Origin of the sequence: Rhodospirillum rubrum ATCC 11170 (assembly GCF_000013085.1) — a bacterium.
GTDB lineage: Bacteria > Pseudomonadota > Alphaproteobacteria > Rhodospirillales > Rhodospirillaceae > Rhodospirillum > Rhodospirillum rubrum.
In genome coordinates, this window is sequence record NC_007643.1 from 336,156 (window position 1) to 360,129 (window position 23,974).

Below are 23,974 nucleotides of genomic sequence, written 5' to 3' on the forward strand. Positions count from 1 at the left end.
GTGGCGCGTCGGCATCGGACCGTTCCCTGACGCGGGCATGGAAAGGATCCCCCTATCGTGACGACCAATCTCCCGGCTGACACCGCCGAAGCAAGCCTTTGCGCCTTCCGCGCCGATGGCGAAGAAGGGATCCCGGCGACGCCTGTCGTGGCGGACGGCCTTTGGCCCACCACAAAGCCCTCGCGGGCCGAAGCCGAGGCGGCGGTGCGGACCCTGATCCGCTGGGCCGGCGATGATCCCAATCGCGAAGGCCTGATCGACACCCCGGCGCGGGTGGCGCGATCCTACGAGGAATTGTTTTCCGGCTATGGCGCCGATCCCGAGGACCTGCTGCGCCGCACCTTCGAAGAGGTCGAGGGCTACGACGAGGTGGTGCTGCTGCGCGATATCCGCATCGAAAGCCATTGCGAACACCATATGGTGCCGATCATCGGCAAGGTGCACATCGGCTATCTGCCCAATCGGCGGGTTGTGGGCATTTCCAAGCTGGCCCGCGTTGCCGAGGTCTATGCCAAGCGGCTGCAGATCCAGGAAAAGATGACCGCCCAGATCGCCAATGCCATCAACGCCGTGCTCGAACCGCGCGGCGTGGCCGTGGTGGTCGAGGCCGCCCACCAGTGCATGACGACGCGCGGCGTTCACAAGCCCGGCGTCACCATGGTGACCAGCCGCATGCTCGGCGCCTTCCGCACGAACTCCGACACCCGCCGCGAGTTCCTCCACCTGATCGGTCAAACCCGCGAAGGCGGTTTCGGCCTCTGAGGCGAGACTTGTGTTCGTCAGGCGGGGACGACCCCGCTGGAGGTGTTTTTCAGGCGGGGACGACCCCGCCATGGATCCAGAGGGAGGCATCCATGGCTTGGGTTTTTCTGGTTCTCGCCGGTTTATGCGAAGTGGGGTGGGCGGTCGGTTTGAAGATGACCGAGGGGTTCACCCGGTTGGTTCCCTCGCTGCTCACGGCTTTGGCGATGATCGCCAGCCTGGGGCTGCTGGGATTGGCCCTGCGCAGCCTGCCTTTGGGTGTCGGCTACGGCATCTGGGTGGGGATCGGCACCGTCGGGGCGGCGGTCGCCGGCATGGCGCTGTTTGGCGAGGCGGTCAGCGTGGTCAAACTGGCCTCGCTCGGTCTGATCATCGTCGGGCTCATCGGCTTGAAGATCGGCTGAGGCGATAAAAAAAGGGGGCCTTCGCGGGCCCCCTTTGCCGGTGGGATCGGAGCTTTCGCCCCGGGATCCTTAATACATGTGCTGGCCGCCGTTGATCGACAGCGTGGCGCCGGTGATGTAATCGGCGTCATCGGCGACCAGGAACAGCACGCCGCGCGCGATGTCCTCGGCCCGGCCAAGGCGGCCCATCGGGATCTTGGCGATGATCTTTTCAAGCACGTGATAGGGGACGGCGCGCACCATGTCGGTATCGACATAGCCCGGGGCGATGGCGTTGACCGTGATCCCCTTGGCCGCGGCTTCCTGGGCCAGGGCCTTGGTGAAGCCATGGATGCCCGACTTCGCCGCGGCGTAATTGACCTGTCCGTATTGCCCGGCCTGACCGTTGATCGAGCCGATATTGACGATGCGGCCGAAGCCGCGATCGCGCATCGAATCGATCACCCCTCGGGCGAGGTTGAAGCACGAGGAGAGGTTGGTGTGAATAACCTCTTCCCACTGTTCCGGGGTCATGCGGTGCATGGTGCCGTCACGGGTGATGCCGGCGTTGTTGACCAGCACCTCGATCGGGCCCAATTCGGCGGTGATCTGCTTCACGCCTTCCTGGACGGCGGCATATTCGGCCACATCGAACTTGAAGGCGGGGATCTTGTTTTCTTCCGTAAACCGCTCGGCGGCGGCGTCATTGCCATAGTAATTCGCCGCAACCCGATATCCCGCGTCCCGCAACGCGAGGCTGATCGCCGCTCCAATGCCACGCGTTCCACCGGTAACCAGAGCGACACGCCCTTTCGTCATTGCTTCCACCCTCCTGAAGGTTTTTTAAAAGGACTCGCCGATTTTCACATCGGACCTTTGGCCCCTTGTTTGACTGGGGGCCTTGAACGCAGTGTATGCGGGATTCCCCTGCGGGAGGAAGGCTTGGCTGCACAGGCCGCGCCCGTCGTCCCCCCGCAGGAATTGGGATGTCCGTGAGGCGGCTTAGCGCTCGACGCAGAGCGCGATGCCCATGCCGCCACCGATGCACAGCGTCGCCAGACCCTTCTTGGCGTCGCGCTTGATCATCTCGTGGAGCAAGGTGACCAGAATGCGCGCGCCCGAGGCACCGACCGGGTGACCGAGGGCGATGGCGCCGCCGTTGACGTTGATCTTGGCCGGATCCCAGCCGAGGTCCTTGTTGACCGCCAGCGCCTGGGCGGCGAAAGCCTCGTTGGCTTCGATCAGATCCAGGTCGTCGATGCTCCAGCCGGCCTTTTCCAGGGCCTTGCGGGTAGCGGGGATCGGGCCGGTGCCCATGATCGCCGGATCGACGCCGGCCGTGGCCCACGACACGATGCGGGCGAGCGGGGCGACGCCGCGCTTGGCGGCATTGGCCTCGCTCATCAGCACCAGGGCGGCGGCGCCGTCGTTGATGCCCGAGGCGTTGCCGGCGGTCACCGTGCCGTCCTTGGAAAAGGCCGGCCGCAGCTTGGCCAGACTCTCGGGCGTCACCCCGGCCTTGGGGTGCTCGTCGGTATCGATGACGATATCGCCCTTGCGGCCTTTGACGGTGACGGGAACGATCTCGTCCTTGAAGCGGCCCGCTGCGATCGCGGCTTCGGCCTTGTTCTGCGAACCGGCGGAGAAGAGGTCCTGATCCTCGCGGCTGATCTGCCATTTGCCGGCGATGTTCTCGGCGGTGGTGCCCATGTGATAGCCGTGGAAGGCATCCCACAGGCCGTCCTTGAGCATGGTGTCGACCAGTTCGGTCGTCCCCATCTTGATGCCGGAGCGCAGATAGGTGGCATGGGGGGCCATGCTCATGCTTTCCTGGCCACCGGCCACCACGATATCGGCATCGCCGAGGGTGATGGCCTGGAAGCCCAAGGCCACCGTGCGCAGCCCTGATCCGCACAGTTGATTGATGCCATAAGCGGTTTTTTCCACCGGAATTCCGGCGTTGACGGCGGCCTGACGGGCCGGGTTCTGACCCTGGCCGGCGGTCAGGATCTGGCCGAGCACCACTTCATCGACTTCGCCGGCTTCGACCTTGGCCCGGCGCAACACCTCGCGGATGACGATTTCGCCCAAGGCGTGGGCGGGTAGGCCGCTTAATCCACCGTTAAAGGTTCCGACAGGCGTACGCGTAGCGCCGGCAATGACGATATCGGTCATGTCGTTCTCACTCCGTTGGTTGCTGAAGCGGGGGATACGCGATCGCCCGGTCTTCCCTGACAATTCACGGGGCGGTTGCTCCGCCCACGCTTTCTTCTGGAACTCACTCTAGGCAACCGGCGACGGCTTGGCAAACATCCCTGCGGGCAAACGAACGGGAATTCCCCGGACTACGGGTGGCGGGCCTCGCCATCGGCGGCCTATCGTCCCGCCAGACCATCGAGCCAGTGCACGAGGGGGCCATAAAGACGGGCTTCGGCCTGCCGCCCGGCGACCATGCCGACATGCCCCAAAGCCAGATCAAGCACCGTAGCCGAGGGCAGGGCGCGGGCCAGGGCCGAGGCGCTTTCGGCCGGCACGATGCGGTCGCGGGCGGGCAAAACGACAAGGCTGGGCGTTTCCAGGGCGCCGGCGATCACCGGGGTGCCGGCGACCCACCAAGTCCCTTGGGCCGGGGCGTTGTCGCCATACCAGACCCGCGCCACCTCGGCCGCCACCGGCGCGGCGAGGGCGATGCCGTCGTTGAGCCAGTCTTCGACGGCGACGAAGTCCCGGGCCCTGGGCGAGGCGGGATCGAGGCGGGCGAAGGCTTCGAATTTGGCGCTGATCGCCAAGGGATCGAGCAGGGCGAAGGGCAATTGCACGAGATCGACGGGCAGCGGCCGGTTGCGGGCCCGTCGGATATTGGCCAAGGGGGCGAAGGCCCGGGTCAGATCGGCCAGCGCGTCGTCGCCGGCGGCGAAGTCAAAGGGGGTGGCGAGCAGGGCGAGGCCGCGGACGAGGCCGGGCTGGCGGCTGGCCAGGGCGAGGGCGAGCAGGCCGCCCATGCAATAGCCAAGAACGACGGGGCGCACGCCGGTGCGCTCGACGACCGCCGCCAGGGCCGGCTCCAGGCGTTGGCTGACATAGGCGCCGATATCGAAGCCGGCCTCCTCCTCGCCCGGCTGGTCCCAATCGACAAGGAAGGGCCGGTACCCGGCTTCGACCAGAAAGCGGCACAGGCTGCGCCCGGGGGCCAGATCAAGGATCTGCGCCCTGTTGACCAGCGAGGGGATGAGCACGATCGGCGCCGCCCCTCGAAAGCCGCCGTAATCGCGCAGCAGCGTGGTTCCCGCCGACCAGCAGGGCGGCGGATCGACCAGCGGGCGGTGATAGGGATGGGCGTGATAAGCCTCGACCCCGCGCAAAAAGGCGTCGAGATGGCGGCGGGCCTCGCCATCGGCGGCGGCGAGGAAAGCGGTCAGGGCGCCGGGATCGCCCTTAAGGCTGGCGAGAAGATCCGCCGCCGGCCAGCAGGCCGCTGAGCGCTCCTTCAACGAGAGCCATCCGCCGTTCCAGGGCATCAAGCCGCAGGGCCAGCCCCCCCAGGTCAGGACCTGAAGGATCAGGTGAAGGGCCAGGGGGCGCGGGCCCAGGCGAGGCGGCGGGGGCGGCGGCTGGGTCATCGGGGGCACCGGCGTTGACACGCTCTGCGGCCTCGGTCACGAAGGCCACGGTTTTGGATAACGCGGCGGCCAGGGTGGGGTCGGCGGCCATGGCCGAGACCTGTTTTTGCCACAAGGCCAGATACCGTCCGGCCAGGGCGGCGAGGTCGGGGGGGGGCTCGGGCGGTGGGTCGGTTGGGTTGCTCATGGCCTTATGGTAGCGGTTTTAGGGGGTTCCCGCCAGGAGCACCTGCCTGACGGGCATTTCCCCTGGCTTGCCCGGGTGGTGGTGAGCTATTCTTATGGTGCAAGGCACCACACCGCATGACACATTGGTTAGATGGGCCGCGTTTCGCGGATCCTTGCCGAAAAGGGATAAGGCTGCATGACGTCCAAAGGATCGCGGGCCGGCGGCGCCGATGCGCCGATCATCATCAAGAAGTACGCCAATCGTCGTCTTTACAACACGGCGACCAGCAGCTACGTCACGCTTGATCATTTGGCGCACATGGTCAAAGACAATTCGGACTTTGTCGTCTATGACGCCAAGACCGGCGAAGACATTACCCGCTCGGTGCTGACCCAGATCATCGTCGAAGAAGAATCGAAGGGCCAGAATCTGCTGCCCATCGGATTTTTGCGTCAGCTGATCGGCTTCTACGGTGACAGCCTGGGTGGCATGGTGCCCCAATACCTTGAGTATTCCATGCAATCCTTCGCCCGCAACGAGGAGCAGATGCGCGGGGTGATGAAAAACACCCTGGATGGCCTGTTCCCCTTCAGCAAGTTCGATGAACTGAACAAGCAGAATCTGGCTTTCTATGAAAACGCCATGAGTCTGTTCAATCCGTTCAAGGGCGAGGATGCCCGGACGAAATCGACCGCCGAGTCCGATCCGCCAGCGTCCGAACAGGATGTCGACGCCTTGAAAAAGAAGATTTCGGCGATGCAGCAAAAGCTTGATAAGATGATGGAAGATAAAGAGAAATAGCGCCTCTTCGAAACCGGGCCTTCCGGCTTGCCGACGAGGTTGCATTCACCGTACCGTAATACAACATTATAGGGATAGGGCGAGTCCGGGGCCGGCAGGTCGCGGAGACGGGAAGCGGTCAGGTCCGCCCCCCCTTCCAGGGCAGAAAGCTCTGCCGCGCGGAGAGATGGGTCCATGGGAGAACTCGTTGGCCCCGGAAGTGTGACGCGGAGTCCGCCCGTCGTCCCGCCGGTTCGCGTGACGTTTTTGGTGACCAGCGAATCGCCGACCACCACCGCCTCGGTGGCCGGACGCTTCACCGTCGGCGCCGATCGCCCCAAGGCCGCCGAGGCCGAGCGCGCCAAACGTGGCGCCCGTCGGCCCACCGCCTGGCACTCCGGCCCCTCCCAAGCCAGCGCCGACCCCGCCGCCGCTGATGACGGCGTGGCCAAGGGCGATCGAGGGGGGGACGACCAGGGGCTTGTGCCGCTCAACAGCGCGCCCTTTCTGACCCAAAGTCTGGCCCAGGATGTGCTTGATGCCGGCGAGGCCGTCTCCTCGGTGGGCGCCCTGGCCCGCGAAGTCGCCATCCGCTTCTATGGTTTCGTCCGCGACGCCCTGGCCGGGCGCCGGGGGCGAAACGACTCCGGGATCATAATCCTGGGCGATCGCTTTCCCGAGGGGATCGATCTCGAGGCCTGATTCTCCGCGTTCTTCAGCGTGAGTCCGAAGTGTGGCAAGCGAGTGTCACTTTTTTGCCACAATACGGGGATTCCCGCAGGGGAGGGGGTTGTCCGGGTGTCGGTTTCGCAGTAACCCTTCGACGAGAGAGACGGGGTGCCTGGCTCAACCCGCGATCCACGGTTTTTCGGTTCCGGCCGGCGCCCTTCCTTCAAGGAACAGGCGGCGGGGGACGCCATGCCGGCAGGATCCCACCGGCGAACGGGAGCAGGGCGAGCGGGCGATCCCGGATCGTGGCAGGGGGAAAGCAAGACATTATGGATACGGTGAGTGTGTTTACCCGCGTTGGCGGGCCGACCAATCGGGCGAGCGAGGCTGATCGCCATGTGGGAAAGCGGATTCGCGAACGCCGGGTGATGCTGGGGCTGTCCCAGCAGCAGATGGCCGACATGATCGGCGTTACCTATCAGCAGGCGCATAAGTACGAACGCGGCATCAACCGGATCTCCGCCGGCCGGCTGTTCGAGATCGCCCAGGTTCTGCATGTTCCGGTGAACTATTTCTTCGATGGTCTTGATGACGAAGCCAGCGAAACGCTGTCGCCGCGTCAGCGGATGTGCCTGGAACTCGCGCGCAACTTCGCGATGATCCAGAACGAGCGTCACCAGGAGGCCCTCAGCCAGTTGGCCCGCGCGCTTGCCGCCCAGGTCAGCGTCGTCGAGGTGATCGAGGAATGTCAGGCTCAGCGCGCCTGACCTGATAACGGGCACGGCTGTCAGGCCCCTCGGGCCTGACAAACGCCGCCGCTTAATCCCATTCGGCCCGCACCTGCGGGTCGTCCTCGATGGCCAGACGGCGGTTTTTTTCGCGCCTCTGGTCCTCCGCGCCGGCCAGCCGGCGAAACGCCCAGGCGCCCGCGCCGCGCACCAGCGGCGAAGGATCGTCCAGGCGGGCGGCGACGGCGGGCAGCAAAGCGCCGTCCGCGCTGTTGCCAAGGGCGATCAGCACATTGCGCACGAAGCGGTCGCGGCCGATGCGCTTGATCGGCGAGCCCGAAAAGATCCCCCGAAACGTCGCGTCATCAAGCCCCGCCAGATCGGCCAGCCTGGGCGCGGTCAATTCGACGCGCGGATAAAATGCCTGTTCGCGGGTGGGCACGGCGAAGCGGTTCCACGGGCAGATCGCCAGACAGTCGTCGCAGCCATAGATGTGATTGCCCATCAACGGCCGCAGGTCGCGCGGGATCGGTCCGGCGTGCTCGATCGTCAGATAGGAAATGCAGCGCCGGGCGTCGATGCGATAGGGCGCGGGCAGGGCGGCGGTCGGGCAGATGTCCAGGCACCGCCGACAGCTGCCGCAGTGGTCGGCTTCCGCTTCGTCGGCGGGCAGGTCGAGGGTGGAGAACACCTCGGCCAGGAACAGCCACGAGCCATGGGCGCGGCTGACCAGATTGGTATGCTTGCCCTGCCAGCCCAGGCCGGCGGCATGGGCAAGGGGCTTTTCCATCACCGGGGCGGTATCGACGAAAACCTTGATCGCCCCGCCCAGGCGGGCGGCCATCCATTGCCCCAGCATCTTGGCCCGGCCCTTGGCGACATCGTGATAATCGCGGTTATGGGCATAAACGCTGATCACCCCGCGATCGGCCTGGGCGGCCAGGGCCTTGGGATCGCCGCCGCTGGCGTAATTGACGGCCAGGGCGATGACGCTGACCGCGCTGGGCCACAGCACCTTGGGATCGCCCCGGCGCTCGGCCGTCTCCGAGAGCCAAGCCATCGACCCGTGGTGGCCGGCGTCCAGGAAGGCGTTGAGATCGGCGCGCACGCGATCGGGCAATTCGGCGCGGGCGAAGGCGCAGGCCGAAAACCCCAGCTCGACGGCCTTGGCGCGGATGGCGTCCTTGATCTCCGCCGGGGTTGGTTTCGCCTTGGCCATGGGCTCCCTACAGCAAATCCCGAGCACTCTGGACCAGAGTGCGACGACGATTTGCTTGACGATCAAGATCTTAGAACGATGTGCGGGAATCAGATTTCCCGCATATCGTTCTAAACCGGTTCGATATCACCCAAGCCCCGGGTGGTGTGGAAATCAGTGACGAAGGCGGCCAGCCGCTGCTCGCCGATCGCCGCGCGCAGCCCGGCCATCAGATCTTGATAATACTGGATGTTGTGCCACGTCAGCAGCATCGCCCCCAGGATTTCCTCGGCGCGCACCAGATGGTGAAGATAGGCCCGGCTGAAGCTAGTGCAGGCCGGGCAGGAGCAGGCACTGTCAAGCGGGCGCGGATCGTCGCGGTGGCGGGCGTTGCGCAGATTGACCTCGCCGCGCCGGGTGAAGCCCTGGGCGGTGCGGCCCGAGCGGGTGGGCATGACGCAGTCGAACATGTCGATGCCGCGCAGCACGGCGCCGACGATATCCTCGGGCTTGCCCACCCCCATCAGATAGCGCGGCCGATCGGCGGGCAGCAGCGGACAGGTCTCGTCAAGCACGCGGAACATCTCGTCTTGGGGCTCGCCCACCGCCAGACCGCCCACCGCATAGCCTTCAAAGCCGATGGCGGTCAGGGCGGCGACGCTTTCGGCCCGCAGATCGCCGTGCACCCCGCCCTGGCAGATGCCAAACAGGCCATAGCCCGGGCGCGGACGGAAGGCGGCGCGCGAGCGTTCGGCCCAGCGCATCGACATCCGCATGCTCTCGGCCACCGTCTGGCGCTCGGCCGGATAGGGGGTGCATTCATCAAACGCCATGGTGATGGTGGCATCCAGCAGATCCTGGATCTCCATCGAGCGTTCGGGCGTCAGTAGGTGGCGGCTGCCGTCGATATGGGACTGGAAGGTCACGCCCTCCTCGGTCAGCTTGCGCAGCTTGGACAGCGACATCACCTGATAGCCGCCCGAATCGGTCAGGATCGGCCCCGACCAGCCCATGAAGCGGTGCAGCCCGCCCAGCCGGGCGATGCGCTCGGCCGAGGGCCGCAGCATCAGGTGATAGGTATTGCCCAGCACGATCTGCGCCCCGGTGGCGCGCACCGAGTCGGGGGTCATCGCCTTGACCGTGGCGGCGGTGCCCACGGGCATGAAGATCGGCGTATCGGCCGGCCCATGGGCGGTCTCGATGCGGCCCAGGCGGGCCTTGCCTTCGGTGGCTTTGACGGTGAACGAAAGAGCGGTCATCGGGGGTCCTCGGCATGGCTCAACAGGCTCGAATCCCCGTAGGAATAGAAGCGGTAGCCCTGTGATATGGCGTGGGCATAGGCGTTTCGCATCCGGCTGGCGCCGGCGAAGGCCGAGACCAGCATGAACAGCGTCGAGCGCGGCAGGTGAAAATTGGTCATCAGCCGGTCAACGGCGTTGAAGCGGTATCCCGGGGTGATGAAGATCGAAGTGTCGCCGTGGAAGGGGCGGATCACCTTGTCAGCGCCCGTGGCGCTTTCCAGCAGCCGCATCGCCGTGGTGCCCACCGCCACCACCTTGCCGCCCGCCGCCCGCGCCGCGTTGATCGCCTCGGCGGTTTGCGCCGTCAGCGTGCCGGTTTCGGCATGCATGCGGTGATCGTCGGTATCCTCGACCTTGACCGGCAAAAAGGTGCCCGCTCCCACATGCAAGGTGACCATCGCCCGGCTGACGCCGCGCGCCTCCAGGGCGGCGAGCAGGGCCGGGGTGAAGTGTAAGCCGGCGGTGGGCGCGGCGACGGCGCCATCTTCGCGGGCGTAAATGGTTTGATAATCGGCGCGGTCGCGGGCGTCGTCGGGGCGCTTGATATAGGGCGGCAGCGGAATATGGCCATAGGCTTCCAGGGCGGCCATCAGCGCCGCGCCGGCGCGATCGAAGCGCAAGGTCGCCTCGCCGTCCTCGCCCCGGGCGGCGACGGTGGCGGTGAAGCCCTCGGCAAACAGGATCACAACCCCGGGCTTGAGCTTGCGCGCCGGGCGGGCGAAGCAGTCCCAGGCATCGGGGCCGACGCGCTTGTGCAAGGTCACCTCGACCCCGCCGTCGCCGATGCGGCCCTTGAGGCGGGCGGGAATCACCCGGGTATCGTTGAACACCAGGATATCGCCGGGATCAAGCAGCCCGGGAAGATCGCCCACCCCCAGGTCGCGGCGGCTCTCGCCCTCGACCAGCAAAAGGCGGGCCGAGTCGCGGGGAACGGCCGGGCGGACGGCGATGAGATCGCGGGGAAGATCGAAATCGAAAAGGTCGACGCGCATGAATTTCAAGGTCGTTTTCTGGCCCCCGGAGAAGGGGGGCGGTTTTCCTGGTCTTTCCAGGTGGGGGTGCTTTACCAATCCCTTACCGGCGGCAAAAGGGAAAACCCATATCCGCCGGCGTTTTCCGGCGGACGAGGGGACATCGGTCCGTCGGCGGGGGGTATCGGGCCGGTCAGGCCGAGAGATGCTCGATCAGGATCTTGAGGCCGATGCCGATCAGGGCGAGGCCGCCCAGAACCTCGGCCTTGCGGCCGAGCAGCGGTCCGGCGCCGCGGCCCAAGAGCACGCCGCCGGCGGCGACCACGGTGGTGATCGCGCCGATCAGGGCGCAGGCCATCAGGATATTGACCTCGGTCACCGCCAAGCCGATGCCGACGGCGGTGGCGTCGATGCTGGTGGCCAGGGCGGCGAGCGCCAGCCGCAGGGGCGACAGCGCGCGTTTCTGGCGCGCCTTTGAGGCCTCGGCCGTCTCGGCTTTGGGGGCGCGCAGGGCGGCGATCACCATGTGACCGCCAACCCCGGCCAGCAGGGTGAAGGCGACCCAGTGATCGAAGGCGGCGATGCGGGCGGCGAAGGTCAGGCCAAGCGCCCAGCCGATCAGCGGCGCCGCCGCTTCGAAGGCGCCGAAATAGGCGCCGACGCGAAAGGCCTCCAGCAGATCGGGGCGCCGGGCGCCGGCTCCCTTGCCAAGGGCGGCGGCGAAGGCGTCGGCCGACAGGCTGAAGCCGAGAACGGTCAGGGTGGCAAGACTCATGGCGGGAAAACCGGGGCCAGAGGTAAAGACGAGTGGCGCGACGGATCCCTGGCCTGGGATCGGGTCACGCCCCTGGTCTCGCCTGGCTGCCGGAAAATCCGGCGCTCCCCGCACCACCGGCGAACGGGCCGGAGCATGTTGACGCGAGGTCCCTTCCGCAAGCCGGAAGGGCGGCTACTCCCCAAAGGTCGGGTGTCTGACGGTTATAGATGAGGTCGGAGGATTGTCAAGAAAGGCGATCGCCCTTGCGCCGGAGGGGGCTTGCGGGTTGAATGAGGTCATGTCCTGGATCGTGCGCAAGATCGACATGCTGACAGGGGCGGTGCTGGCCAGCGCCGCCGGCATGGCCTTGTCGCAAACCCGGGCCTTCATCACCCAATATCTTCAGCGCCTGGGCGGCCATCTTGACGAGGCGCGCTTGTCGCTGGACCGCGCCTTGGGGCTGGTCGATCCCGGCGACGCCGGCGCCCGCATGGTGATCGAGGGGCTGCGCCTGCAAGGTCAGGCGCGGCTGGCCGAGCTGGAAAGCGCCTATCGGGCGATCGCCACGGCCGATGTCTGGACCCAGCCGCTGGTCTTCCTGCGCCATGCCGATTGGTCGATCGCCGAGGCGACGGCGCGGGCCTTCGAGCCGGCCCTGCCGCTCAGCACCGAAAGCCTTGTGTTCACCTTGAGCGGCGTGGTCCTGGCCCTGGTGATCTATGAGATCCTCAAGGCGCCCTTTGCCCTGGCCGGGCGCGGAGCCCGCCGCCGCCGCAAAGTATCCTCCCACCCCACGGCCTGAGACCGCCAGCCCCCTTGACCGCGGGGCCGGGGAATGGGAAGTATTGGATCCAATATTCAAAAACACAGTCGGGGAGTGTGCGCCGTGGTCCAGTCTTCCGTTGCATCGCGTACGGGCGGTGCCTTGCTTGCCGACTCGTTGATCGCCCTCGGCGCCGATACGGTCTATTGCGTGCCCGGCGAAAGCTTCCTGCCCTTCCTCGATGCCGTTCACGACCGCACCGACGCCTTGCGGCTGGTGGTCTGCCGGCAGGAGGGCGGGGCGTCCTATATGGCCGATGCCCATGCCAAGATGACCGGCAAGCCCGGGGTGTGCTTCGTCACCCGGGGGCCCGGCGCCTGCAATGCGGCGATCGGCGTTCATACCGCCTTTCAAGATTGCACGCCGATGCTGCTGTTCATCGGTCAGGTCGACCGGCCGATGATCGGCCGCGAAGCCTTTCAGGAAGTCGATATGACGGCGTTTTTCGCGCCCTTGGCCAAATTCAGCGCCACCGCCGACAGCGCCGCCCGCCTGCCCGAGCTGGTGGCGCGGGCCTGGGCGGCGGCGACCTCGGGGCGACCGGGACCGGCGGTGGTGGCCTTGCCCGAGGATGTTCTGGCCGAGATGGCCTTTGCCCGCGATCCGCTTCCCCGTCCCCCGGCGCGTCCGGCGCCGCGCGCGGCCGATATGGCCGATCTGGCAAGCCGGTTGGCGGCGGCCGAGCGGCCGCTGGTCATCGTCGGCGGCGGCACCTGGACGCCGCGCGCGGCCAAGCTGGTCACCACCTGGGCCGAGGCCAGCGGCCTGCCGGTGGTCGCCGCCTTCCGCCGCCAGGACGTGGTCGACAACCTCAGCCCGGTCTATATCGGCGAACTGGGCTTTTCGGCCAGCCCGCGCCTTAACGCCCGCATCAAGGCCGCCGATCTGATCGTTTGCGTCGGCGATCGACTGGGCGAGGTCACGACCCAGGGCTATAGCCTGATCGAGTCGCCGGTCCCCAGCCAAAGCCTGATCCATATTTTCCCCGATGCCGGTGAAATCGGCCGGGTCTATGCCACCGATCTGGGGATTGTTTCGGCGATGGAGCCCTTCGCCGAGATGCTGAGCCCGGTCGATGGCCGTCATTGGGCCGGCTGGCTGGCCCAGGGGCGGGCAGACTACGCCGCCAATCTGCGCGCCGACCCCTGCCCGGGTAGCGTGGACATGGCCCAGGTGATGGCCGAGATCGAGGCCCGCTTGCCCGAGGACGCGGTGATCACCAATGGCGCGGGCAATTATTCGGGCTGGGTCCACCGCTTCCATCGCTATCGCCACTTCCCCAGCCAGTTGGCGCCGGGCAACGGGTCGATGGGCTATGGCCTGCCCGCCGCCATCGCCGCCAAGGTCGTCGCCCCCCGGCGGGTGGTGGTGGCCTTCGCCGGCGACGGTTGTTTCCTGATGAACGGTCAGGAACTGGCGACCGCCGTCGACCAGGGGCTTGATCCCATCATCATCGTCATCAACAACGGCATGTATGGCACCATCCGCATGCATCAGGAGAAGGCCTATCCCGGCCGGGTCAGCGGCACCAGCCTGACCAACCCGGATTTCGTCGCCCTCGCCCAGGCCTATGGCGCCCTGGGCTTGCGCGTGCGCCGCACGGCCGAATTCGGCCCGGCTTTTGATCAGGCCCTGGTCGCCGGCCGTCCGGTGTTGATCGAGATCCATCAAGACCCCGAGGCGATCAGCCACCGCGTCAGCTTGACCGCCCTGCGGGAAAAGGCCTTGGCCACCAGCGCCTGATCGTCTGCTACCCCTTCGTCCGTTCCTCCCCATCCGCCCCCGGCCCGCGTCGGGGCTCGACCCGGAGACTTTGCCCATGGCTTCCGCCTATGCCGTCGCCGTTCACGATCTGCTGGTCCATTTGGGCGTGCCCGAGAGCGCTTTCACCGGGGGCGACATCACGGTTCATTCGCCGATCGATGGCGGGACGATCGGCGCCGTTCACGCCACGCCGCTTGCCGAGGTGGCGCCGCTGATCGAGCGCGCCCATCGGGCCCATCTGGCCTGGCGTCAGATCCCCGGGCCGCGACGGGGCGAGTTGGTGCGGCTGTTTGGCGAGGAACTGCGCGCCCATAAAGCCGACCTCGGCCGGTTGGTCACCCTGGAGAACGGCAAGATCCTATCGGAGGGTCTGGGCGAGGTTCAGGAGATGATCGATATCTGCGATTTCGCCGTGGGCCTGTCGCGCCAGCTTCACGGCCTGACCATCGCCAGCGAGCGTCCCGGCCATGCCATGCGCGAGACGTGGCATCCGCTCGGCGTCGTCGGCGTCATCAGCGCCTTCAACTTCCCGGTCGCCGTCTGGGCGTGGAATTCCGCCCTCGCCCTGGTCTGCGGCGATGCGGTGGTGTGGAAGCCCTCCGAGATCACCCCCCTGACCGCCCTGGCCTGCGGCGCCCTGCTGGCCAAGGCCGCCCAGCGCTTCGGCGACGATTACCCGACCGATCTCAGCGTCCTGCTGATCGGCGCCAGCGCTTTGGGCGAGGCGTTGGTCGACCATCCCCAGGTGCCTTTGATCAGCGCCACCGGGTCGACCCGCATGGGCCGGCTGGTCGCCCCCAAGGTGGCGGCCCGTCTGGGGCGGACCATCCTTGAACTGGGCGGCAATAACGCCGGCATCGTCTGCCCGAGCGCCGATCTCGATCTTGCCGTTCGCGCCATCGCCTTCGCCGCCATCGGCACCGCCGGCCAGCGCTGCACCACCTTGCGCCGGGTGATCGTCCACGAAAGCATCGCCGCCGATCTGATCGGCCGGCTGGCGGCGGCCTATGCCAGCATCCGGGTGGGCAATCCCCTGGAGGCCGGCACCCTGGTCGGGCCGCTGATCCATGGCGCCGCCCAGGAGGCCATGGAAACGGCTTTGGCGCGGGCGAAAGCCGATGGCGGGATCGTTCATGGCGGCGAGCGGGTGATGCTTCCGGGAAGCGAGGGCGGCTGCTATGTCCGCCCCGCCCTGGTCGAAATGCCCGCCCAAACCGCCGTGGTCGCCGAGGAGACCTTCGCCCCCATCCTCTATGCCGTGACCTATCGCAGCCTGGAGGAGGCGATCGCCCTGCAGAACGCCGTGCCCCAAGGATTGTCGTCGTCGATCTTCACCAATGATCTGCGCGAGGCCGAGACCTTCTTGTCGGCGGCGGGCAGCGATTGCGGCATCGCCAATGTCAATATCGGCCCGAGCGGCGCCGAGATCGGCGGCGCCTTCGGTGGCGAGAAGGATACCGGCGGCGGTCGTGAATCGGGCTCGGATGCCTGGAAGGGCTATATGCGCCGCGCCACCAATACGGTGAACTATTCCGGCGCCCTGCCTTTGGCCCAGGGGGTGAGCTTCGAGCTATAGGAGGCGGGAATGATGGAGCGCGATCAGGTCGCGGTGTATATCGACGAGGGCGCCGTCTTTGAGGATCTGCTGCGCGAGATCGCCCGCGAGATGGACCATGACCGGGCCCGCCTGCGCCCGATCCTGGCCGAGGATATCCTGGCCGCCGGCAACCCTTGGGAACGCACGCTCAGTCTGATCGTCCCGGGCGGCGCCGACAGCCCCTATTGCGCCGCCCTGAACGGCGAGGGCAATGACCGCATCCGCGCCTTCGTCGCCGGGGGTGGTGGCTATCTGGGGATCTGCGCCGGCGCCTATTACGCCTGCCGCGAGATCGCCTTTCACGCCGGGCGCGCCGACGCCGTGGTCGGCCGGCGCGATTTGTCCTTGCTCGCCGCGCGCGCCATTGGCTCGCTGAGCGCTCTGGCTCCGCCCTATGACCGGACGCTGGCCAGCGCGGCGGCGGTTCGCCTGGATTGGCCGGGGCTGGGCGTCTTTCGCGGCCATTACCACGGCGGTCCGCGCTTCGAGATCGATCCGGGGGCGGCGATCACGGTGCTGGCGCGCTTTGGCGATGTTCCGGGATGCCCCCCCGCCGTCGTCCAGGCCAGCCTTGGCCAGGGCGTGGTGGTCGCTTGCGGCGTCCACCTTGAACAATGCGGGGCGAGCCTGGAGGCGCGCTTGCCCAGCCTCGGCGATGGCGAGGCCCATCGGGGGTTGGCCCGGGCGCTGAGCTCCGATGAAACCCCGCGTCGCCGAGCCTTTCGCCAGATCCTGGCGCTTTGCCGGGTGCCGCTCAAGCCCTGGGCGGGTGATCGGGCGGCCGCTTAAGCCCGGATCGGCTTGATCGGGCATGGACGAAAGGCGTAAGGGCCCCCTATGATGCCCTCCCTGCGCCCCTGTCGGCGTTCCCCGGCGGTCGGGCTCCCCTGGCGCCTCCGCTGTGCCCCCCGAAGGTCCGCCGTGCTTGAAACCCTTGATATCAGCGTTTTTCTTGGTCCCTGGATCATCCCTGTCGGTGCCGTGCTGGGCGGGCTTTTCGGCTATGGGATCGCCCGGTTGTGGCGGGGACGCCACCCCGCCGAGGCGGTGGCGGTGGCGGACGGGGGGCCCCTTGCCCCGGCCGTTCCCCCCCCGGCGGCGGAACCGGTCGAAGCGGCCCCCCCCGTGGTCGAGCCGATCGAACCGGCTCCCCCGGCTCCCGCCGCTCCCCCGGCCCCTGCCGCTCCCAAGCGTGCCGAGCCGGCCCCCGGGGTCGCCGAGGCCCTGGCGCGGGGTCCGGCGGAAGGCGAGGGCGCCGCGCCCGGTTTGTGGCTCGATCACGCCGATGGTCTGGCGGCCGAGGCCCACCACCCGGCGGCCATCGCCGCCCTGGCCCGCGCCCTGGATGGCCTTGACGCGCTGCTTGATGGCGGCGGGGATGATCCGGCCATCGACGCGGCGCTGGCCCGGGCGGCGACCCTGGCGGCGACCCTGGCCGATCGCCCGGGGCTGGCGCGCAGCCAAGCGCTTGGCGGGCGCTTGCGCGAAATCCAGGGCGATCCCGAAGCCGCCCATGGCGCCTATCTGGCCGCCCTTGATCTTTACGAGGGGATGGACGACCACGACGGCGTGGTGGCGACCTGCGATCTTCTGGCGATGATCCATGCCCGGGCCGATGACCCCGAGGGTGCCGAGGCCTATTGGCGTTACGGCCTGACCCTGGTGACGGAAATGGGAAACCGGGTCGAGGAGGCCCGCCTGCTCGGGCGGCTGGGGGCGGTGGCCTTGTACCGGGAAGACTGGCAGGGCGCCGAAGATGTGCTGGGCGAGGCCCTGGCCCTGGAGGAAAGCTTGGGCAATCTTGGCGCGGCCGGGGCGATCAGCGCCGATCTCGGCCGGCTGGAAGAGGGGCGCGAGCGCCCCAACGAGGCGCTCGCCCATTGGCGGCGGGCGACCTCGCTGTTGATCGAGGCCGGCGAGAGCGAGGGGGAATTGGCGCGAACCTGCGCCGAGGCCGTGCTGCGCCTATTGCCCGCCGTGCCGCCCAAGAAAAGGTAGGCGGCCGCGGTTCGCGGTGCCCTCAGTCGTCCCAGGCCGGGGCCCAGGACGGGTTGATCAGCCGGCCATCGGGACGGGCGAGGGCGCTGATCTCGGCCATTTCGCTTTGGCTCAAGGCGAAATCCAGCGCCCCGAGATTGGCTTTGGCGTGCTCGGGGCGCACGGCTTTGGGCAGGGCGATCACGCCGTCTTGCTGGATGAGCCAGCGCAGCGCCACCTGACCGGGCGTGCGGCCGTAAATCTCGGCGATGCGGCGCAGGGTGGCGTCTTCCATGACCTTGCCGCGGGCCAGCGGACTATAGGCCTCGACCGCCATGCCGTGGCGGCGGCAGGCCTCGATGACTTTGCTCTGGTCAAGGAAGGGATGGTATTCGACCTGATTGACCGCCAGGGGCCGGCCGCACACCGCCACCGCCTCTTCGACCAGGGCGACGGGGAAATTCGACACGCCGATGGCCAGCGTCAGTCCTTCTTGCTGCAAGGCGGCCAGGGCGCCCAGGCTGTCGGCCAAGGGAACCTCGGGATTGGGCCAGTGCAGCAAGGTCAGATCGACGTAATCGGTGCCCAGCTTGGCGAGCGAATCGGCCAGGGCGGCGGTCAGCGCCTCGGGTTTGAACTCGCTGGTCCAGATTTTGGTGGTCAGGAAAATATCGCCGCGTGGCACCCCGGATTGGGCGATGCCGGCGCCGACCTGGGCTTCGTTCCCATAGGCGCGGGCGGTGTCGATATGACGATAGCCCAGCGCCAGGGCCTCGGCCACCGCGACGCGGGCGTCATCGCCCTCGATCTGCCAGGTGCCAAAGCCCAGGGCGGGAATGGCAATGCCGTTTGCGGAAACACGGTGCATGGGACCCTCCGAACGGAAAAAGAAAAAGACGATAACCCTGACCCTTGAGCAAATCCCGAGCGCCCTGTTTCAGGGCGCGACGACGATTTGCTTCGTTATCAAGACCCTTGAGCAAATCCCGAGCGCCCTGTTTCAGGGGGCGACGACGCTTTGCTGCGCTTTCAGACTCCTAAAACCGGCGGTCGCGCCAGCCTTCGACCAGATGGCGGGCGATGGCGTCGCGCCGTGGGATCCGGAAGCCCTCGCCCTCGTCGCCAACCTCGCCCATGGCGGCGACCTCGGCGCGGGTGAACCAGCGGGCGTCTTCAAGTTCGTTGTCATCCAGGCTGAGCGCCGTCGCCCTGGCCCGGGCGATGAAGCCGATCATCAGATTCGAGGGCCAGGGCCAGGGTTGGCTGGCGACATAGCGGATATCGCCGACATCCAGGCCGGCTTCCTCGCGGACCTCGCGGGCGACGGCGGCCTCCAGGGTTTCCCCCGGTTCGACGAAGCCAGCCAGGGCCGAATACATTCCGGCGGGGAAGCGGCTTTGGCGGGCGAGCAGGCAGCGCTCCCCCTCCGGGTCCTCGACCAGCATGATGACCACCGGGTCGGTGCGCGGGAAATGGTCGGCGCCACAGGCGGGATTGGCGCAATGGCGATGACGGCCACCGGCGGCGATGCGGGTGACGGCGCCGCAGCGTGGGCAGAGCGGGTGGCTGGCGTGCCAATTGAGCAAAGCCTGGGCATGGGCCATCGCCCCGGCCATGGCGTCCTCGACAGCGAGCGCCACGCCGCGCAACTCGCGAAAAACCGGGGCGCTGCCATCGGCGAGACGCAGATCGGGGGCCAGATCGCTTTCGCCGGCCTCGCCAGCGTCGGTGGGCGGCCGTTCGGGCAAGGCCGAAAGATCGATCACCTGGAGGGCGGCGCCGTCAAGCAGGCCGAGGTGAAGCGTGGGGTGGGACGGGCCGGTTACCGGCGGCGGGGCGGGGGGCGCCAGGGTCAGATCGGCCAAGCCGTCGCCCCCGGCCGCGACCAGTTCCGCAAGGGCGGGCGGGGTGTCGGCCGGCGTCGGCGGGATCGTCGTCCGCCCGGCGATCAGCCCCCGGACCGTCGGCCCGTCGAGCAGAAGCGGCGACAGCGGTTCCGGCTCGCGGGTGGGATCGGGGGTTGGGCCGGTGGCGGGAAAGGCGATGCGGCCGCGCCAGAACACCAGCCAGCGCGCCTCGGGCCGCCAGCCAAGCGCCTCCAGGGCCTTGTCATCAAGGGTGCCGGTGGAGACCCGATCGTGGCGGGCCCCGGTATAGACGATGTCGGAAATGCCCGTTTGGGCCATGGGTGTTCCACCGCACCAGAGAAAAAGGGGCGCGCGCCGCAGGGGCAAGGACGACGGGGATCGGTCTCGCGCGAAAAAAGCTCAAAGGACCAGGCTTGGCGCGGGAGCGGACCGCCAAGGGCCGCGGGCGATGGCGCAAGCTGTCGCTCCCCAGATAAGCCCAAGCCCGCCGTTGTGCAAGGCGCAAGACGCCGGGATGGGATGGGCCTATGGTGGCCGATCCTTCCCCCTCCTCCGAGAGCCTCCCCCATGTTTTCTATCGTCTTTCCCGTCATCGCCCCGGTTTTGATCGTGGTCGCGGTGGGCTTCGGCTGGGCGCGGGCCGGCCGGCCTTTCGATACGGCGACGGTTTCCGCCCTTGGTCTGGGCCTGGGAACGCCCTTCCTGCTGACCGATGTGCTGATGAGCGCCAATATCGCCGCCGACGCCCTGGCGGCGATGGGGTTGGCCGCCTTGCTGACCCTGGCCGGCATGGCGGTGGGCGGCGCCCTGACCCTGCGGCTGCTCAAGCTTCCCCAGGCGGTGTTCCTGCCCAGCATGATCTTTGGAAATACGGGCAATATCGCCCTGCCGCTGTGTCTTTTCGCCTTTGGCGACGAGGGGCTGGCGCTGTCGATCGGCTATTTCACCGTGGTCATCGTCATCCAGTTCTCGGCGACGGCGCTGATTTCGTCGGGCGAGCGGCCGGTTCCGGTGATCTTGCGCAATCCGGTGATCTGGACCCTGCTGGTCGTCGGCACCCTCAAGGCCGGTGGCATCGCCTTGCCCGGCTGGCTGGCCGATACCGCCCATATGGTCGGGGGCATGTGCATTCCGGTGATGCTGCTGGCCCTGGGGGTGTCGCTGGCCCGGCTGAAGGTCGCCGGCCTAGGCGTCGCCTTGCTGCTGGGCGCGGTGAAGATCGCCCTGGGGGTGGCCTTGGGCTATGCCACGGTGCTGGCCCTTGATCTGCACGGCGCGGCGCGGGGCGTGGTGCTGATCCAATCGGCGATGCCGCCGGCCGTCTTCAACTATCTGTTCGCCGCCCGCTACAACCAGCGCCCCGAAGAGGTGGCCGGGCTGGTGATCGTTTCGACCGGCTTGAGCGTTCTGACCATGCCGTTGCTGTTGTGGGGGGCGATGGCCGATATGTGATGGCGCGCGGACAAGGGGAGCGCGGGCATGAAAAAGCCGGGGGCCGCTCGAAAGCGCCCCCCGGCCCTGACCGCCGAGGCGGTGGGATGGTTGATCCAGACCTCTTTCCAACCGCCGATCAGGCGGCGGGGGGCAGGGCCTTGCGCTGCTCGACCTGCTCGACCAGAACCTGATATTCCAGGGTCTTGTGTTCGAGATCACGCTTCAGGTCGCGCACTTCCAATTCGCGGTCGCGCAGGCGGACCCGATATTTGGCCGCGCCGATCCAGGTGAACAGGGCGCCCACCACCAGACCGATGGCGAGTCCGCCCAAGCCCAGCAGATAGAGCGGCAAGTCGACGGTGAATGGCGTCGGCCACAGACTGACCCCCGCCGTTCCCCGGTTGTTGACGGCGAAGACCGCGGCGATAATCGCCAACGGCACGCCAATCAGCCAGAACACGATCTTCCTCAAAGCTCACACCTCCGGCCTGGGCTCGGTCCCCTCTTGGGCGAGCGATCCGTCGGCCGCGCGGGACCGGACGGACATTCATGGATCGCAATACCGGGACAAAGGCGCGGAAGCCGTTCCCCATTCCCGCGCGGCGCCCCGGAACGGGTCAGTCGTCGTCGGACTCGGACTCGCCGCCGTTGAGCAGTTCGCGCAACTGCTTCCCGGTCTTGAAATAGGGGGCGACCTTCGCGTCAACATCCACGGTTTCGCCAGTGCGTGGATTGCGGCCCATGCGGGCGTCGCGTCGTTTCACGGAAAAAGCGCCAAAGCCGCGCAATTCGACCCTGTCGCCGCGCGCCAGGGCGTCGGCGATCTCGTCGAAGATGGTCGAAACGATCCGTTCCACATCCCTTTGATAAAGATGGGGGTTTCGCTCGGCAATGCGTGCGATCAATTCCGACTTGGTCATCGTGGTGGCAGCCCTTCCGCCCGCAAACCCCTTAAAAAGGGTGGGACAAAGCCTGCCAGAGGCCGGGCCCGCCGTCAAGCAAGCTGCTCATATGACAGGATTTTCATCGAAATATTCGACAACTGGTGTCGCGGCGCACAAAAAAGGCGCCGCCGGAGATCCGGCGGCGCCCCTCGCGTCCCTTGCGGGAAAGAGGAAGACTTACTCGTCGTCGCCGGTGCGGGCCTTTTCCTGGGCCTGCTTGAGGGCGGCGCCAAGGATATCGCCGAGCGAGGCGCCCGAGTCGGCGGAGCCGTATTCGGCCATCGCCTGCTTTTCCTCGTCCATCTCGCGGGCCTTGATCGACAGGGTCATGCGACGGTTGGACTTGTCCATGTTGATGACCTTGGCATCGACCTTTTCGCCGACGGCGAAACGCTCGGGCCGCTGATCGGCGCGCTCGCGGGCCAGATCGGACTTGCGGATGAAGCCGATGGCGCCGTTGACGTCAACCTCGATGCCGTTCTCCTGCACCATGGTGATGACGCAGGTGACGATCTGGTTCTTGCGCAGGTCGGCGGTGGCCTCCCGGTAGGGATCCTCGCCCAGCTGCTTGACGCCCAGGCTGATGCGCTCCTTCTCGACGTCGACGTCGAGAACCTTGGCCTGCACCACGTCGCCCTTCTTGTAGTCCTTCACCGCCTCGTCGCCGCTGCGGTTCCAGTCCAGGTCGGACAGGTGGATCATGCCGTCGATGTCGCCAGTCAGACCGATGAACAGACCGAATTCGGTGATGTTCTTGATCTCGCCTTCGACTTCGGTGCCGATCGGGTGGCCTTCGAGGAACTCGGACCACGGGTTGGCCATCGTCTGCTTCAGGCCCAGGCTGATCCGACGCTTGTCGGGATCGACGTCGAGGATCATCACCTCGACTTCCTGGCTGGTGGAGACGATCTTGCCCGGGTGGACGTTCTTCTTGGTCCAGGACATTTCGGAAACGTGAACCAGGCCTTCGACGCCGGGCTCGAGTTCGACGAACGCGCCGTAATCGGTGATGTTGGTCACGCGGCCAACGAACTTGGTGCCGACGGGGTACTTGGCGGCGACGCCTTCCCACGGATCGGCTTCAAGCTGCTTCATGCCCAGGCTGATGCGCTGGGTTTCGGCGTTGAAGCGGATGACCTGGACCTTGACGGTCTGGCCGATCGACAGGGCTTCCGTCGGGTGGTTGATACGCTTCCAGGAGATGTCGGTGACGTGCAGCAGGCCGTCCACACCGCCCAGATCGACGAACGCGCCGTAATCGGTGATGTTCTTGACGACGCCTTCGAGGATCTCGCCCTCGCGCAGGGTCTCCATGAGCTTGGAGCGTTCCTCGGCGCGGGTCTCTTCGAGAACGGCGCGGCGCGACACGACGATGTTGCCACGGGCCCGGTCCATCTTGAGGATCTGGAAGACCTGGGGCTGGCCGAGAAGCGGGCCGATGTCGCGGACGGGGCGGATATCAACCTGGCTGCCCGGCAGGAAGGCGATGGCACCCGACAAATCGACGGTGAAGCCGCCCTTGACCCGGCTGTGGATCAGGCCGCGAACCCGCTGGTTGTCGTTGAAGGCCTTCTCGAGCTCGTTCCAAGCCTCTTCGCGCCGCGCCTTGTCGCGCGACAGGACGATCAGGCCGTCCTTGTCCTCGTAGCGCTCGACGAACACGTCGACGGTATCGCCGATCTTGATCTCGGCGTCGTCGCCACCACGGGAGAATTCCTTGAGCGGCACGCGGCCTTCGGACTTGAGCCCGACGTCGACCACGGCGAAATCGCCCGAAACACCAATGACGGTGCCGGTGAGCACCGAACCCTCGAGGCCGCCCGATTCACCGAGCTGCTCGTTCAGCAACGACTCGAAATTCTCGGCCGTGAAGGCCAGATCCTGGGCTGAATCAGCCATGTGTTGATTTATCCTTTCGTAGGCGTCGTGTTTTCCGGCCTGCCGGTTGGTTCCGGCGGTCTTGAAAACGAAAAAATCCGTACCCCACCGGGGCCGGGTCGAGTCGCCATGGTCACGGCCATGGCTTTGTGGTCTGTCGTCCGCCCCTTTCGATAAACGGCGGGAGCGGCCGGAGTCGTTACGCAAACAAGCGCTCGGGCGTTCGCTCCCTCCGCCGGGGCGGATGAGCGGACACCGGAACGCCAAGACGATCCGCCAGTCTTTCCCAAAAGGGCAGACGCCGCGAACCGGGTTCCGAGGACGAGTCGGGTGTGGGCGGACTCGTAAGTG

At 67.0% G+C, this 23,974-nt stretch carries 23 protein-coding genes and 1 riboswitch; of the genes, 11 read left to right on the forward strand and 12 right to left on the reverse strand.

The window, feature by feature from the left end; all coding sequences use genetic code 11:
• Positions 1-57: 57 nt before the first annotated feature.
• Positions 58-762, forward strand: a complete 705-nt coding sequence (gene folE, locus RRU_RS01425; protein ID WP_011388024.1) for a GTP cyclohydrolase I FolE — start codon at positions 58-60, stop codon at positions 760-762.
• Positions 763-854: 92 nt separating this feature from the next.
• Positions 855-1,166 carry an SMR family transporter gene (locus RRU_RS01430; RefSeq protein ID WP_011388025.1) on the forward strand — a complete coding sequence of 104 codons (312 nt, stop codon included), beginning with the start codon at positions 855-857 and terminating at the stop codon, positions 1,164-1,166.
• Between the two features lie 69 nt (positions 1,167-1,235).
• Here RRU_RS01430 and phbB read toward each other — a convergent pair whose 3' ends face one another.
• From phbB to RRU_RS01445, 3 genes are all read right to left on the reverse strand, one after another.
• Complete coding sequence (gene phbB / locus RRU_RS01435) at positions 1,236-1,964, reverse strand: acetoacetyl-CoA reductase (protein ID WP_011388026.1); 729 nt, start codon at positions 1,962-1,964, stop codon at positions 1,236-1,238.
• A 183-nt stretch (positions 1,965-2,147) separates the two neighbouring features.
• Positions 2,148-3,320: an acetyl-CoA C-acetyltransferase gene (locus RRU_RS01440; RefSeq protein ID WP_011388027.1), complete on the reverse strand. Its 1,173-nt coding sequence runs from the start codon at positions 3,318-3,320 to the stop codon at positions 2,148-2,150.
• A 200-nt stretch (positions 3,321-3,520) separates the two neighbouring features.
• On the reverse strand, positions 3,521-4,765 hold the full coding sequence (locus tag RRU_RS01445; RefSeq protein WP_011388028.1) for an alpha/beta fold hydrolase: 1,245 nt from the start codon (positions 4,763-4,765) through the stop codon (positions 3,521-3,523).
• Between the two features lie 364 nt (positions 4,766-5,129).
• Here RRU_RS01445 and phaR point away from each other — a divergent pair, with 364 nt between their 5' ends.
• From phaR to RRU_RS01460, 3 genes are all read left to right on the forward strand, one after another.
• Positions 5,130-5,735 (forward strand): polyhydroxyalkanoate synthesis repressor PhaR, encoded by a 606-nt coding sequence (phaR, locus tag RRU_RS01450; RefSeq protein WP_011388029.1) that lies wholly within the window; start codon positions 5,130-5,132, stop codon positions 5,733-5,735.
• 249 nt (positions 5,736-5,984) lie between these two features.
• Positions 5,985-6,416 (forward strand): hypothetical protein, encoded by a 432-nt coding sequence (locus RRU_RS01455; protein ID WP_242601295.1) that lies wholly within the window; start codon positions 5,985-5,987, stop codon positions 6,414-6,416.
• Between the two features lie 296 nt (positions 6,417-6,712).
• Positions 6,713-7,150, forward strand: coding sequence for a helix-turn-helix domain-containing protein (locus tag RRU_RS01460; RefSeq protein ID WP_011388031.1), 438 nt, complete (start codon positions 6,713-6,715; stop codon positions 7,148-7,150).
• Between the two features lie 52 nt (positions 7,151-7,202).
• Here RRU_RS01460 and queG read toward each other — a convergent pair whose 3' ends face one another.
• The 4 genes from queG to RRU_RS01480 all read right to left on the reverse strand — a co-directional run bounded on the left by queG (position 7,203) and on the right by RRU_RS01480 (position 11,356).
• Positions 7,203-8,330 (reverse strand): tRNA epoxyqueuosine(34) reductase QueG, encoded by a 1,128-nt coding sequence (queG, locus tag RRU_RS01465; RefSeq protein WP_011388032.1) that lies wholly within the window; start codon positions 8,328-8,330, stop codon positions 7,203-7,205.
• Positions 8,331-8,440: 110 nt separating this feature from the next.
• Positions 8,441-9,568 (reverse strand): tRNA guanosine(34) transglycosylase Tgt, encoded by a 1,128-nt coding sequence (tgt, locus tag RRU_RS01470; protein ID WP_011388033.1) that lies wholly within the window; start codon positions 9,566-9,568, stop codon positions 8,441-8,443.
• Positions 9,565-10,602, reverse strand: coding sequence for a tRNA preQ1(34) S-adenosylmethionine ribosyltransferase-isomerase QueA (gene queA / locus RRU_RS01475; RefSeq protein WP_011388034.1), 1,038 nt, complete (start codon positions 10,600-10,602; stop codon positions 9,565-9,567). The genes tgt and queA overlap by 4 nt, the downstream gene beginning before the upstream one ends.
• A gap of 172 nt (positions 10,603-10,774) precedes the next feature.
• Positions 10,775-11,356: a manganese efflux pump MntP gene (locus RRU_RS01480; RefSeq protein WP_011388035.1), complete on the reverse strand. Its 582-nt coding sequence runs from the start codon at positions 11,354-11,356 to the stop codon at positions 10,775-10,777.
• 84 nt (positions 11,357-11,440) lie between these two features.
• Positions 11,441-11,551: riboswitch (yybP-ykoY riboswitch) on the reverse strand.
• Between the two features lie 85 nt (positions 11,552-11,636).
• On the opposite strand from RRU_RS01480, the gene RRU_RS01485 reads away from it, so the two are divergent.
• The 5 genes from RRU_RS01485 to RRU_RS01505 all read left to right on the forward strand — a co-directional run bounded on the left by RRU_RS01485 (position 11,637) and on the right by RRU_RS01505 (position 17,520).
• Complete coding sequence (locus RRU_RS01485; protein ID WP_011388036.1) at positions 11,637-12,140, forward strand: DUF2937 family protein; 504 nt, start codon at positions 11,637-11,639, stop codon at positions 12,138-12,140.
• A 33-nt stretch (positions 12,141-12,173) separates the two neighbouring features.
• A complete protein-coding gene (locus RRU_RS01490; RefSeq protein WP_011388037.1) occupies positions 12,174-13,904 on the forward strand; it encodes a thiamine pyrophosphate-binding protein in 1,731 nt (576 codons plus the stop codon).
• 76 nt (positions 13,905-13,980) lie between these two features.
• The gene (locus RRU_RS01495; protein WP_011388038.1) at positions 13,981-15,501 is read left to right on the forward strand and encodes an L-piperidine-6-carboxylate dehydrogenase; all 1,521 of its coding nucleotides are present in this window, start codon (positions 13,981-13,983) and stop codon (positions 15,499-15,501) included.
• A gap of 9 nt (positions 15,502-15,510) precedes the next feature.
• Positions 15,511-16,311, forward strand: a complete 801-nt coding sequence (locus RRU_RS01500) for a BPL-N domain-containing protein (RefSeq protein ID WP_011388039.1) — start codon at positions 15,511-15,513, stop codon at positions 16,309-16,311.
• A gap of 132 nt (positions 16,312-16,443) precedes the next feature.
• Complete coding sequence (locus RRU_RS01505) at positions 16,444-17,520, forward strand: hypothetical protein (RefSeq protein WP_014625909.1); 1,077 nt, start codon at positions 16,444-16,446, stop codon at positions 17,518-17,520.
• A 22-nt stretch (positions 17,521-17,542) separates the two neighbouring features.
• Here the strand turns inward: RRU_RS01505 and RRU_RS01510 are convergent, their stop codons facing one another.
• Positions 17,543-18,367: an aldo/keto reductase gene (locus tag RRU_RS01510; protein ID WP_011388041.1), complete on the reverse strand. Its 825-nt coding sequence runs from the start codon at positions 18,365-18,367 to the stop codon at positions 17,543-17,545.
• A 169-nt stretch (positions 18,368-18,536) separates the two neighbouring features.
• Complete coding sequence (nudC, locus tag RRU_RS01515; RefSeq protein WP_011388042.1) at positions 18,537-19,685, reverse strand: NAD(+) diphosphatase; 1,149 nt, start codon at positions 19,683-19,685, stop codon at positions 18,537-18,539.
• 249 nt (positions 19,686-19,934) lie between these two features.
• Here nudC and RRU_RS01520 point away from each other — a divergent pair, with 249 nt between their 5' ends.
• Positions 19,935-20,819: an AEC family transporter gene (locus RRU_RS01520; protein ID WP_011388043.1), complete on the forward strand. Its 885-nt coding sequence runs from the start codon at positions 19,935-19,937 to the stop codon at positions 20,817-20,819.
• Between the two features lie 118 nt (positions 20,820-20,937).
• Here the strand turns inward: RRU_RS01520 and RRU_RS01525 are convergent, their stop codons facing one another.
• From RRU_RS01525 to rpsA, 3 genes are all read right to left on the reverse strand, one after another.
• Positions 20,938-21,273 (reverse strand): lipopolysaccharide assembly protein LapA domain-containing protein, encoded by a 336-nt coding sequence (locus RRU_RS01525; RefSeq protein ID WP_011388044.1) that lies wholly within the window; start codon positions 21,271-21,273, stop codon positions 20,938-20,940.
• 145 nt (positions 21,274-21,418) lie between these two features.
• On the reverse strand, positions 21,419-21,721 hold the full coding sequence (ihfB, locus tag RRU_RS01530; protein ID WP_011388045.1) for an integration host factor subunit beta: 303 nt from the start codon (positions 21,719-21,721) through the stop codon (positions 21,419-21,421).
• A 201-nt stretch (positions 21,722-21,922) separates the two neighbouring features.
• Entirely contained in the window at positions 21,923-23,890 is a 1,968-nt protein-coding gene (rpsA, locus tag RRU_RS01535; protein WP_313387853.1) for a 30S ribosomal protein S1, read from the reverse strand.
• Between the last annotated feature and the right edge of the window lie 84 nt (positions 23,891-23,974).